The sequence below is a fragment of the Flavobacterium johnsoniae genome (assembly GCF_001879205.1).
Lineage (GTDB): Bacteria > Bacteroidota > Bacteroidia > Flavobacteriales > Flavobacteriaceae > Flavobacterium > Flavobacterium johnsoniae_A.
The window spans coordinates 447,665-460,480 of sequence record NZ_MLFK01000009.1; the positions used below are offsets into that span (position 1 = coordinate 447,665).

Sequence of the window (12,816 nt, forward strand, 5' to 3'; positions counted from 1 at the left end):
ATGAGTGTTTTAGTTAATAAAGATTCCAAAATAATTGTTCAGGGATTTACAGGAAGCGAAGGAACTTTCCACGCTTCTCAAATGATTGAGTACGGTACTAATGTTGTTGGTGGTGTTACTCCAGGAAAAGGAGGGACGAGCCATTTAGACCGTCCGGTTTTTAATACAGTAAAAGACGCTGTAGATCAAGCTGGAGCTGATACTTCTATCATTTTTGTTCCGCCAGCTTTTGCTGCTGATGCAATTATGGAAGCTGCTGATGCCGGAATTAAAGTAATTATTGCTATTACAGAAGGAATTCCTGTAGCAGATATGATTAAAGCAAATAATTATGTTAAAGAAAGAAATTCTAGATTAATTGGACCAAACTGCCCGGGTGTAATTACTCCAGGTGAAGCTAAAGTTGGAATTATGCCAGGTTTCGTTTTCAAAAAAGGAACTGTAGGTATCGTTTCTAAATCTGGAACTTTAACTTATGAAGCAGCAGACCAAGTTGTAAAACAAGGTTTAGGAATCACTACAGCTATTGGTATTGGTGGAGATCCAATTATTGGAACTACAACTAAAGAAGCTGTTGAATTATTAATGAACGATCCTGAAACTGAAGCAATCATTATGATTGGTGAAATTGGAGGTCAATTAGAGGCTGATGCTGCAAGATGGGTTAAAGCTGATGGTAACCGTAAACCAGTTATTGGTTTTATCGCTGGAGAAACTGCTCCTGCTGGTAGAACAATGGGTCACGCAGGTGCTATTGTTGGTGGTTCTGATGATACAGCTGCTGCTAAAAAACAAATTATGAGAGACAACGGAATTTTTGTTGTTGATTCACCAGCTGAAATTGGTAAAAAAGTAAAAGAAGTACTTGGATAATCTCCAGTCCCGATCCCGAAACTTCGGAACGGGATAAAATAAAAAAAATCCAAAAAAGTCTCAATTTTTACTTGAGACTTTTTTACATTTTAAAAAATACTGAGGTATAAATAGAAAAAATAACAGCATCTTAGAACCTCAGTATCTCAGAGGCTTAAAAAAGAAATATGTACAAAGAATTAGAAAAATTCAAATCAGGTAATAGTTTTACTTTTACTGTAAATGATAGTTTAGAAGAAGTTTGCAATGCTCCGGAAGGAAGTGCTGGGGTTTTTGTTGTTTATGAAATTGACGGAGATTCAAAAGAATTAATCATGGTAGGCTCTACAGGAACAGTTCAAAACGATGGAACTTTAAAAAGTAAAAACGGAGGCTTATATGATAAAATCGTAAATGGCCATCAATTTGCAAAAACAGGAAGAAAATATTCTTGGCCTGCGCAAATGAAATTAGAAAATATTTCGGTTCTTGAAGTGTTTTGGTACGAAACTTTTAACGCAGATGTAAAAGCAATTCCAACTGCCGTTGAAGGACAGATTTTGCAAAACTTCTTAGACGAAAATGCAAAATTACCAAGATGGAATGTAGCTTTCTAAAAGCACTTTCTTAATAAAAATAAATCAAAAGCCTTGCTGGAAATAGTAAGGCTTTTTTTTATTAAGCGACAGTTTTTTCTTTGCTTTATTAAACCTGTCGAGATCAGAAAATGCTTGTAAAATTTGATATTCGGGAGCTTATTGTTTTAGAAAATCAAAACAAAAATGAGGACTCTGATTACTAAAATTATTAAATCTTAAAAACAAAAATAATTGTGTAAAATCTTATAATTTTAGAATATATCTTAATTAAAAATAATTTTAACATTTCATTAAGAACCCAGTCGTATCAAAAGAAAGAAGCATTTCTTGTTATTAGGATAGTGTGTCTTTTGTGTAAAATAATTGGTTTTAAATATTTGCTTTTATATATTTATCGAACAAAAGGAAACGATAATGTTAAAATAGTGTATTCTTTACATTAAGAAATACTGCTATTTTTAGAGCAATACCACGCAATTATGAAGACCCGAATTCTACCAATCAATTCAGTTGATGACAATACGCTTTGGAATGATTTAATTATAGGCGATGAGAAATCATTCTCGCTTTTATTTGAACGTTATTACAGCGATCTGGTCAGTTACGGAAACTCACTTTCTCCGTATGCGGAAAAAGTGCAGGATTGTGTTCAGGACGTTTTTACCGATATTTGGGTTTATCGAAATTCTTTACAAGGTACTGTCGTTGTAAAGGCTTATTTATTATCAAGTGTGAGAAAAAGAATTGCGCGTTTATACGAACGCGATCATATTTTTAGAAAAACGTCAAGTACTGATGATATTGCCTTTCTTTTAGAATTTTCTGTTGAAAATGATCTGTTAGACGATGATTATGCTACAAAAGAAAAAGTTACTTATCTTAATAAATTATTAAACGAATTGCCCGCCAGACAAAAAGAAGCTTTGTATCTGCGTTATCATCAGGCGCTTTCTGTCGAACAAATTGCAGAAATGCTGGATGTTAATTATCAGTCTGCCAGTAACTTGTTACATCGCGGTTTACTTACCCTTCGCAAAGAATGGAAGGGTGCTTTATCCTTAATTGCCTTACTATTTTCAAGCTCTCTTTGAAAAAATTTAAAAAAGTTTAAAAAAAATCATAATTTGGTGAGTATATAATAAGAAAACTGTCCTCTATGTTTTTGTAACCTTATTTTTAGATGCAAAAACGTAATAAATATACCGAAATAGAAGATTTTTTATCTGATGAATCATTCCAGTCATGGGTCTTGTCAAAAATTGATAATGACGGCTGGGAAGAGTGGACTTTAGAAAGTCGTCAACGTGCAAAACTAGTGGAAGATGCAAGATTACTGCTTCTTGCAATGAAAATTCCTGACAGTGAATTAACAAAATCTGATATTCACAGAGCGTTACAGAATACCTGGTTCAAAATTCGTGAGAAAGAAAATCAAAAAACGGTTCAAAGTTCAAACTTAAATTTGTTCAAAAGACGATTTCTTTCCGGAATAGCCGCAACTTTAGTTATAGGCTTAGCTGCCACATGGTATTATAATAATTATGCTGCAGCCGAGAGTCAAATTGTAACCTACAAAGAACTTATTGATAAAAACAATGAGGGATTAGTAGAACAAACCAATAATTCTAATAAACCACAAATTATTACATTATCAGACGGAAGTTCTGTTTTATTACAGCCTGATAGTAAATTGAGTTACCCTAAAATCTTTACCGGAAACGAAAGAAAGGTGTATTTATCCGGCGAAGGTTTCTTTGAAATTAGTAAAAATCCTAAAAAGCCTTTTTTCGTTTATGCGAACGAGATTGTTACAAAAGTTGTTGGGACTAGTTTTAGAGTTAAAGCTTATTCTGATCAGCCAGATGTAGAAATCCTGGTACGTACCGGTAAAGTTAAGGTAAAATCGAATGAATTGATTTCTAAATCAAATGAAGAAGAAATCGTGTTACTGCCCAATCAGGCACTGCGATTTTTACGGAATGACATGAAATTCAATAAAATCACAAATATTACGCAAGATCCGGTATTAGTCCAGAGTGTTGGTAATATTGAACAGCTGAGTTTTGAATTTAATGATATTCCAGTTTCGCAAATTTTAGAAACGATTGAGCAGGCTTATCTTGTAGATATCGATTATCCAAAAAATAAACTAAGAGAATGTCATTTAACGACATCTTTGAGCGATCAGCCTTTGACAGAAAAATTGAAAATTGTCTGTAAAAGCATAGGAGGTAACACTAGTTTCGAAATGAACGGAAATCAAATTATTATCACTTCAGAAGGCTGTAATTAATTTTTTTGTGTAACTGTAATTGCACATCTCTATTTTTTAATAACTCCTTTTTTAAAGTATAATCTTATTTTCTCAAAAGAAAATGAAGCTGATTTCTATTTCTTTTTTATAAAAAAACAACCAAAAACTAAACTCAACCAGAAATAAATTATGCCTATGTAAAAAAGTACAATGCAAAAAAAAGTGTCGAAATGCTGTAACATTTTCGACACTTATAAAATTGAATCACTTTCTGTAAAAAGTTATTCATACGTTTCTTAAAATACACTCGAATCAGTATTAATCAAAACAATTCAAAATTATGAAAAAACCAGTTGTTAAACAACGATTACTCCATAGAATCATGAAAATAACACTATTTCAGTTTGTCTTAGCACTTGTGTTTTCAAGCTTCGCTGTGGCAAATAATGTAAATGGGCAAAAAAAATTAGATACAAAGGTTACTATTCTAGTTGAAAACTTGACTCTGGATAGTGCTTTGTCTAAAATTGAAAAGTCGGCTCATGTAAAATTTTCTTATAATTCAAGGCTTCCTCAACTAAGTCGTAAAGTAAGTATAGAAGCGAATCAGGAAACGCTTTCTAGTATTTTAAGCCGAATTTTGGTACCGTTTAATATTACATTTTCAGAAGTAAGCAATCAAATTATTTTACAAAAAACTGCAGCGGGAGATCCTTTTGCAAGCGTAGATAATCATGATACTCTTTTTGAAGTATTAACTGCCGGACCAATCATTAAAGGTAAAGTAACAGATCAAACCGGAAGCCCGCTTCCTGGTGCGACAATTATGGCAAAAGGAACAAAGGTTGCAGTATTGACAGATTTTGATGGAAATTTCTCTATCGAAATGCCTGCAAACTCAGATAGACTTGTAATTTCTTACGTAGGTATGGAAACGAAAGAAATTGGAATCTCTAATGTTACTCCAACAATTGTTTTAAGCGAATTAGGACAAAACTTAAAAGAAGTTGTTGTTACTACAGGTTACGAAAAAACATCAAAAAGAACATTTACAGGTGCGATCAGTAAAATTTCTGGCGCAGAGTTAAAAGTTGATGGTGTAGTTGACGTAAGCCGTATGATTGAAGGTAAAGCGGCAGGGGTAACAGTACAAAACGTTACAGGGTCTTTTGGTGCTACTCCTAAAATTACAGTGCGTGGATCTTCTTCAATTTTTGGAGACACAAAACCATTATGGGTTATTGACGGTATCGTTCAGGAAGATATCATCAATGTTTCATTTGCAGATTTAGCTTCTGGAAACTCAGCAACATTATTAAGTTCTGCAGTAGCAGGTTTAAATGCTAATGATATTCAAAGTATTGAGATTCTTAAAGATGCATCTGCTACTTCTATCTATGGTTCAAGATCATTAAATGGGGTTGTGGTTGTTACAACTAAACAAGGACGCAGAGATTCTCCATTAAAAATTAATTATTCTGTAGAGAATACAGTAAGAACAGTTCCAAGCTACACTCAATATGATATTTTAAATTCTCAGGAATCTATGAGTGTTTTTCAGGAAATGAGAACAAAAGGATACTTAGATCAAAGTTCATCATTAACAGCCAGATTTAGCGGTGTTTATGGTATTTTAGCGAAACAAATCAACCTTTTTCAAGAGTCAAATGGTTTATATGGTGTTAAAAATGAGCAGCCTTATGTTAATGAATTTTTGAAAAAATATGAGTTAGGAAATACAGACTGGTTCAAGGTTTTATTCAGACCATCTATCACTCAAAATCACTCATTAAGTTTTTCTGGTGGTGGAAAAAACAATACATTCTATGCTTCTTTAGGATATTATACAGATCCGGGATGGACTTTGGCAGATAATGTAAAACAATTATCATCAAACATTAAAGGAACATTCTTTATCAACGACAGATTAACAGTTACTTTATCTACTTTAGGATCTATTCGTGATCAGGAAGCTCCTGGTACTTACGAAAGTAAAAATGATGTTGTATTTGGAAAAATTACCAGAGATTTTGATATCAACCCATTCAACTATGTATTAAGTACAAGCAGAACGCTTAGACCTTATGATGAGAAAGGTAATTTAGAGTATTACCAAAATAACTGGGCTCCAATGAACATTCTTAACGAATTGAAAAACAATACACTTGGAATTAAAGTACAAGATGTTCGTTTTCAAGGTGATTTAGATTATAAAATCAACAAAAACTTAACGTATAATTTTACAGGTTCTGCACGTTATGCTAATACATCAAGAGAGCACAAAATTTACGAAGATTCAAATGTTGTTGCAGCTTATAATGCTGGGGTAGGAGAAAATTTAAATACTCAAATTCAAAAAGACAACGTGTTTTTATATCAAAATCCAAATGATTTAACAGCACCAAAAATTTCTGTATTGCCAAATGGTGGTTTCTTAAGAAAATACACTAACGATATGACATCTTACAATATCAGAAATAGTATTACTTATAGAAATACATTTAATGATAAACATGAAGTTGAAGGATTCTTTGGAACAGAGTTTAGATCTGTAGATAGAAATAACGACAACTTTACTGCTGCTGGTATTCAATTTGGAAAAGGACTTAGTGCATTTACTGACCCTAAATTAATTGAAAAATTAATCAATGACGGAAACTCTTACTACGATTTTGGAGCAGAAAGAGAGCGTACAGTTGGTTTCTTTGGAAAAGTAGGATATACATACGATCGTCGATATACTGCTTCTGTTACAGGACGTTACGATGGATCTAACAGACAAGGTGACAGCGGTTCTTCTAGATGGTTGCCTACTTACACTGTGAGTGGTAAATGGAATGTAAAAGAAGAAAGTTTCATGAAAGATGTAGAGTCTGTAAATACTTTGGCACTTAGAGCTTCTTATGGTTTAACAGCTACAGCCGGACCAGCTACAAACTCATTGGCTATTTACAAAAGTTATATCACGGATCGTTTCAATACTGGAGACAGAGAAAACGCTATTCGTATTGAAGACTTACAAAACAAAGATTTGACTTGGGAAAAACAATATGAAACAAATATTGGTTTAGACTTAGGAATGTTTAGAAACAGAGTGCAGCTTACTACAGATATTTACAGACGTAAAGCATTTGATTTGATCGATTATGTAATTACATCAGGAGTAGGAGGACAAGAGGTTAAACAAGGAAACAATGCAGATATGGAAACAAAAGGTCTTGAGGTAGGTATTACTACTCAAAACATTGCTTCTCAAGATTTTAAATGGTCTACTACATTGAATTTTTCTGTTTATGATCAAAAAATTACAAAATTAGCTAACAAACCAGCTGTATTTGATTTAATTGCTACAAATGGTGGTAATACAGTAGGACATCCTAGAAACTCATTATACTCTTACCAATTTACAGGGTTAAATAATGAAGGATTACCAACTTTCAAATTACAAGATGGTGCTGAAAGTAATATTACAGATGCTAATTTTCAGGATACTAATGATGTTACAAAGTATTTGAAATACGAAGGATCTGTTGAGCCAAATAAATCAATTGGTCTTGCTAATACATTTACTTACAAAAACGTGACGTTATATGTATTTATCGTAGGATCAGGAGGAAATAAAGTAAGATTAAACCCAGTATACAGCAATACTTATACTGATCAAACTGTTTTCACAAAAGATTTTGCAAACAGATGGATAAATCCTGGTGACGAAAACTATACAAATGTTCCGGTTATTGCAGATAGACTAATGAATAGAAATTATGGTACAAACGATTTACAAATTGCATATAATACTTATAATTTTTCTGATGTTAGAATTGCCAGCGGTGATTTTGTAAGATTGAAAAACATCTCTCTTGCATGGGAATTTCCAAATGATTTCAAGAAAAAATTAGGATTAGGGACTTTCAATTTAAAAGGATCAGCAGTTAACCCATGGTTGATTTATTCTGATAAAAAATTAAACGGACAAGATCCTGAATTCCGTAACACAGGAGGGGTAGCTTTCCCTATTACGGCACAATATACATTTGCAATAAATCTTTCATTTTAACAATAAAATTGATTATGAAAAATATAAAAATAACACTCTCATTATTATTAATGATTGGACTTAGCAGCTGTGATGATTTTCTTTCAGAAATACCAGATAACAGAACACAAATAGATACGCCTGAAAAAGTATCAGAATTACTAGTTACGGCTTATCCAAACAGATCTTATTTGCCAATTGCAGAGGTAATGTCGGATAACGTTTTTGATACTGAGTCACAAGTTGTAACAAGTATCATTAATGAGGAAAGCTTTAACTGGGAAATGCATTCCCAGATTGGTAATGATAGTGAAAATGCATTCTGGACAGCATCATACGAAGCGATCGCAGCGGCAAACCAGGCTTTGGAAGCTATTGAAAAATTAGGTAGCCCTGCAAGTTTAAATCCGCAAAAAGGAGAAGCATTAATAGCAAGAGCTTACAATCATTTTATGCTGGTTCAGTTATGGGCAAACCGATATAATCCTGCCACGGCAGCTACAGATTTAGGTGTGCCGTATGTAACAAAACCAGAAACAGAATTATTAGCGAAATACAAACGTAATACGGTTAAGGAAGTATTTGATTTTATTGAGCAGGATATCAATGAAGGTTTGAAATATGTTACAAATGAGTATAAAGAGCCTAAATTTCATTTCAACATTGATGCATCTAAAGCTTTTGCAGCCCGTTTTTACTTAATAAAAGGAGATTGGGATAAAGTACTTGAATTTAGCGAATCGCTTGGTTCTAAACCAACAAAAATTAGAAACTGGACTGCTTTTAATGCGGTAGCTTTTGCTTCAATGGCTATTGAATATTCAAGGGCAGAACAAGAAACTAATTTATTGATCAGTTATCCAAATTCAATTGCTAACAGAGTTGCAACGTACAGATTCAGTCTTCCTGGAAATAAATCAGATGAATTATTAGGAACCCAGACAAACATGTGGGGTAAAGCCAATTTAATTAGAGCTAATGGTCAGTATTTTGGAGGTACAAATGTATTTACTCCTAAGCTTTATGAGTATTTTAAATATACGAACTTAACATCTGGTACAGGTATTCCTTATACAGCGACTGTATTATTTAGTAATGACGAATTATACTTAAACCGTATCGAGGCATTAGTAATGAAAAACAGAATGGCAGAAGCGAATACTGAGTTAGGATACTTTTTAGGAACCAGAACTACTGGATATAATCCTGCAACAGATTTATTGAATGAAACAGTAGTAACCACAAAATATCCTGTAATTCCTAATGAGTTTACTCCGTTCTATACCTTAACTCCTGTTCAGGCTTCTTATATTAAAGCAATTGCCGAAGCAAGAAGAAAAGATTTTCTTCGTGAAGGTACTAGATGGTTTGATATTAAGCGTTTTAACCTTGTAGTAACGCATAATACGCTTCAATTCGGTAAAATAACTAGAGGCAACGTTTTAGAGAAAGACGACAAAAGAAGAGCGTTACAAATTCCGCTTAGAGCTTCAGACAACGGTATTGAAAAAAATCCTAGATAAATTTTTAATTAGAAAGTATTATGAAAATATTCAAAACATATAAAACAGTTGTAATTGCTGGAGTTTTACTTCTTGCATCTTGCGCTCAGGAGGATCAGCCAAAAGAAAGTCAATTAGATTTTTCAGTACCGGTAAAAACAGATTTAGATAAATGGATTGGTACTAATTTCTTAGATCCGTATAATATTGCGGTATACTACGAGTGGAACCAAAACTTAGTAGACAATAACAAGTATTTATTTCCGCCTTTAGTAACAAAAGTACAGCCGGCAATGGAAGTAGTTAAGAAAATCTGGATCGATAGTTATACCACTATTGGAGGAGTAAACTTTGTTAAAAAAGTGGCTCCAAGAGAATTTGTACTTGTTGGAGGTGTAAACTTAAATACAAACGGTACAGTTACATTAGGTCTTGCAGAAGCAGGTCAGAGAGTTTCTCTTTTTCAAATTGATAACCTGAACAAAAAAAGCAGAGCAAGTGTAACGCAGTTTATTCATACTATTCAACACGAATATGTGCATATTTTAAACCAAACAAGACCTTTTGATGAGCAGGCTTGGGCAAAACTTACACCATCAGGATATACTTCAACATGGTATAATGAACCAATTGCTACCTCAAGATCATTAGGGTTTATAACAAGTTATGCGAGATTAAATATTTATGAGGATTTTGCCGAAACTGCTGCTACAATTTTAACAAGTTCAAAAGCAGAATATGATGCAATATTGGCTGGTGTTACAGATGCAACTGCCAAAGCTAACATTAAAGCAAAAGAAGCAATTGTTGTTAAATATTATAAAGATGCTTATAATGTAGATTTCTATGCTTTAAGAGATGAAGCTCAGAAAAATACAGATGCTGTAATAAATAATTAAGAAATTAAATTTTTATAAAAATCAATATTATGAAAGCAAAATATATATATAAGTGCTTAATGATTTCTTTCGCAGCCTTGCTGTTGGGGTCATGCTCAAGCCCTGAGGTAGACGCAAAATTTGATCAAAATGCGACTGAACGACTAAGCGGCCGTCAAAAAGAATTAAATGATTTACTGCTTTCATCAGCAGAAGGATGGAAAGCGGTTTATTATACGGATAGTACACAATTAGGTGGATGGACACATTTATTTAAATTCCTTCCGGCAGGAAAAGTTGAGATGGCATCTGATTTTGACAGCGATACAGGGGTTTATCAAAGCCAGTATGATATTCAGGTAGGAAGTACAGTGAGTTTAGTTTTTACAACAGAAAACAGAATTCATCTTTTGTCTAACGCTGCTGATTATCCTACAGCTGGACTTCTTGCAAAAGGGTATCTGGGTGACTTTCAGTTTTACTACTACGGACAAAAGAATGGTGATATTATTTTTAGAACCAATAGAAATGGGCATTTTCTGCGTTTTGTAAAAGCAACACCGCAAGACTGGGCAGATTTACCAAAAAATACGCCAATGATCAACAATATTACGGGTGATATGTTTAGTCCGCTGTTTAGATTATTAGAAATTAATGACGGAACAACGACAAAAAACTACGATTTCGATTATAATACGGATGCTCGTTTTGGTACAGGATATTCTATAGAACCGGGTGTTAACGTTAGTTATGATCTTGCTTTTTCATTTAATCCTACAGGAGCTTTTTCAAAGATTCCATTAGATGTTAAAGGTCAAAAGCTTACAGATTTTGTTTATAATAGTACCAATAATACTTTTGTGGCTACTGGAACAAATGGAGTTAGTGCAACAGTTAAATATACAAATGCACCGCCAATAGTAACAGATGACTATAAGATTTTATTAAACGGAAAAGGAAATCCTCAAATGGTTGTGGCGTATATAGCAGCTAACTTATATACGGCTCCATCTACTTCAGATTATTTTAGATACTTAATTAGTAAAGTAAATGCAACATTACCTGCGGCGCAGTCTATTGCCAGAGTACAATTAGTGTTTAATAATGCATCTAATCAAACTTTTATCCAATATCAATTTAATGGAGGTAAAGCAGCTATAAGCCATTTGGTAACAACTGTTGAAGATGCTGCAAATAAAACTATTATCTTGAAAGACGCAGGCTGGACAGTAGCGCCGGCAGCATACGCTTTCTTAAAAGATATAGACAATGAATTAACAAATCCAAAAGGTTTGTATATTAAGAAAGAAAGTTTTAGAATTACTTTTAGTAACGTTGTCTGGACACTTACAAGTGCTTCAAGCAGTTTTAGAATGACATCTTACCAATTGTAATATTAAATAAAAAAGCAGCTCATTTTTTGAGTTGCTTTTTTTAAACTAATAAAAAGCAGAAAAATGAAAAAATACATTACACTACCGAATGTCATTATCTTTTTATGGGGCCCATTATATGTAGCGATATCAGTACTGTATCCTGATTATACAAGATATTATTTGTATTTGTCAATTATACTTGTTATCCCAATGATAATTAGAAACCTTGTAATACAAAGAAGAGAAGACAAACTAAATGGTACGGCACAATTGCAAACCTCAATTTATAGTATATTGATTTCGGCTGTAATACTGGGAGTATTGTTTTTTGCTGCAAAACAAAATCACTTGTAATAATTTTAGTTTTAATTTTTATTTTGAAGGAAGCAGCTCATCTTTTTGAGTTGCTTTTTTTTATTGCAAAAAGTAAGATTCCAGACCATTTTTTAGATTACAAATTTTATTAAACGCCCAAATAATCTATATTTGTATTTCGAAAAATAAAAACGAATACCTCAATATGAAATTACTAGAAGGAAAAGTTGCAATTATTACCGGTGCAAGCCGCGGAATTGGAAAAGGAATTGCTGAAGTTTTTGCTAAACATGGAGCAAACGTAGCTTTTACATACAGCTCATCTGCAGCTTCTGCAGAAGCTTTAGAAGCAGAATTAAATAGTTTAGGAGTTAAAGCTAAAGGATACCAATCTAATGCAGCCGATTTTAACGAAGCACAAACTTTTGTTGACGCTGTTTTAGCTGATTTTGGAACTGTAGATATTTTGATCAACAATGCCGGAATTACAAAAGATAATTTGCTTATGCGTATGTCTGAAGCAGATTTCGATCAGGTTATCGACGTAAACTTGAAATCTGTTTTTAATATGACAAAAGCAATTCAAAAAACTTTCTTAAAGCAGCGTGCAGGTTCTATTATCAATATTAGTTCTGTTGTTGGAGTTTCCGGAAATGCGGGGCAGACTAACTATGCAGCTTCAAAAGCCGGAGCAATTGGTTTTACAAAATCAGTAGCTTTAGAATTAGGATCTCGTAATATTCGTTGCAACGCAATCGCGCCTGGTTTCATCGAAACCGAAATGACTGCAAAATTATCTGAAGATGTAGTAAAAGGATGGAGAGAAGGAATTCCGTTGAAACGCGGCGGAACAACAGAAGATGTAGCAAATGCTTGTCTTTTCTTAGCTTCAGACATGAGTGCTTACATTACAGGACAAGTTCTTAATGTTTGTGGAGGAATGCTTACTTAATAAGTTGATTGTTAATGGTTTTTTGTTTATTGTTCTGCAACCAAAAACTATA

Annotated in this window: 9 protein-coding genes; all 9 read left to right on the top strand. The window is 33.3% G+C overall.

All coding sequences use genetic code 11. The features are described from left to right. The 9 genes from sucD to fabG all read left to right on the top strand — a co-directional run bounded on the left by sucD (position 1) and on the right by fabG (position 12,764). The gene (gene sucD, locus BKM63_RS17890; RefSeq protein WP_071637921.1) at positions 1–873 is read left to right on the top strand and encodes a succinate--CoA ligase subunit alpha; all 873 of its coding nucleotides are present in this window, start codon (positions 1–3) and stop codon (positions 871–873) included. Positions 874–1,040: 167 nt separating this feature from the next. Further along, positions 1,041–1,469, top strand: a complete 429-nt coding sequence (locus tag BKM63_RS17895; protein ID WP_071637922.1) for a hypothetical protein — start codon at positions 1,041–1,043, stop codon at positions 1,467–1,469. A gap of 461 nt (positions 1,470–1,930) precedes the next feature. Further along, the gene (locus tag BKM63_RS17900; protein WP_071637923.1) at positions 1,931–2,542 is read left to right on the top strand and encodes an RNA polymerase sigma factor; all 612 of its coding nucleotides are present in this window, start codon (positions 1,931–1,933) and stop codon (positions 2,540–2,542) included. 89 nt (positions 2,543–2,631) lie between these two features. Beyond that, positions 2,632–3,744 carry a FecR family protein gene (locus tag BKM63_RS17905; protein ID WP_071637924.1) on the top strand — a complete coding sequence of 371 codons (1,113 nt, stop codon included), beginning with the start codon at positions 2,632–2,634 and terminating at the stop codon, positions 3,742–3,744. A 301-nt stretch (positions 3,745–4,045) separates the two neighbouring features. Next, positions 4,046–7,762: a SusC/RagA family TonB-linked outer membrane protein gene (locus BKM63_RS17910; protein ID WP_071637925.1), complete on the top strand. Its 3,717-nt coding sequence runs from the start codon at positions 4,046–4,048 to the stop codon at positions 7,760–7,762. A gap of 14 nt (positions 7,763–7,776) precedes the next feature. Further along, on the top strand, positions 7,777–9,264 hold the full coding sequence (locus BKM63_RS17915) for a RagB/SusD family nutrient uptake outer membrane protein (protein ID WP_071637926.1): 1,488 nt from the start codon (positions 7,777–7,779) through the stop codon (positions 9,262–9,264). A 20-nt stretch (positions 9,265–9,284) separates the two neighbouring features. Continuing rightward, positions 9,285–10,142: a zinc-binding metallopeptidase gene (locus BKM63_RS17920; RefSeq protein WP_071637927.1), complete on the top strand. Its 858-nt coding sequence runs from the start codon at positions 9,285–9,287 to the stop codon at positions 10,140–10,142. Positions 10,143–10,171: 29 nt separating this feature from the next. Then, on the top strand, positions 10,172–11,515 hold the full coding sequence (locus BKM63_RS17925; protein WP_071637928.1) for a DUF4302 domain-containing protein: 1,344 nt from the start codon (positions 10,172–10,174) through the stop codon (positions 11,513–11,515). A gap of 502 nt (positions 11,516–12,017) precedes the next feature. Further along, positions 12,018–12,764, top strand: coding sequence for a 3-oxoacyl-[acyl-carrier-protein] reductase (fabG, locus tag BKM63_RS17935; RefSeq protein WP_071637930.1), 747 nt, complete (start codon positions 12,018–12,020; stop codon positions 12,762–12,764). Positions 12,765–12,816: the final 52 nt, after the last annotated feature.

Bases quoted from the DNA above. Each gene is read 5' to 3' on its own strand.
- BKM63_RS17895 (WP_071637922.1), top strand. From the start codon at position 1,041: ATGTACAAAGAATTAGAAAAATTCAAATCAGGTAATAGTTTTACTTTT.
- BKM63_RS17905 (WP_071637924.1), top strand. From the start codon at position 2,632: ATGCAAAAACGTAATAAATATACCGAAATAGAAGATTTTTTATCTGAT.
- sucD (WP_071637921.1), top strand. From the start codon at position 1: ATGAGTGTTTTAGTTAATAAAGATTCCAAAATAATTGTTCAGGGATTT.
- BKM63_RS17900 (WP_071637923.1), top strand. From the start codon at position 1,931: ATGAAGACCCGAATTCTACCAATCAATTCAGTTGATGACAATACGCTT.
- BKM63_RS17925 (WP_071637928.1), top strand. From the start codon at position 10,172: ATGAAAGCAAAATATATATATAAGTGCTTAATGATTTCTTTCGCAGCC.
- BKM63_RS17920 (WP_071637927.1), top strand. From the start codon at position 9,285: ATGAAAATATTCAAAACATATAAAACAGTTGTAATTGCTGGAGTTTTA.
- fabG (WP_071637930.1), top strand. From the start codon at position 12,018: ATGAAATTACTAGAAGGAAAAGTTGCAATTATTACCGGTGCAAGCCGC.
- BKM63_RS17915 (WP_071637926.1), top strand. From the start codon at position 7,777: ATGAAAAATATAAAAATAACACTCTCATTATTATTAATGATTGGACTT.
- BKM63_RS17910 (WP_071637925.1), top strand. From the start codon at position 4,046: ATGAAAAAACCAGTTGTTAAACAACGATTACTCCATAGAATCATGAAA.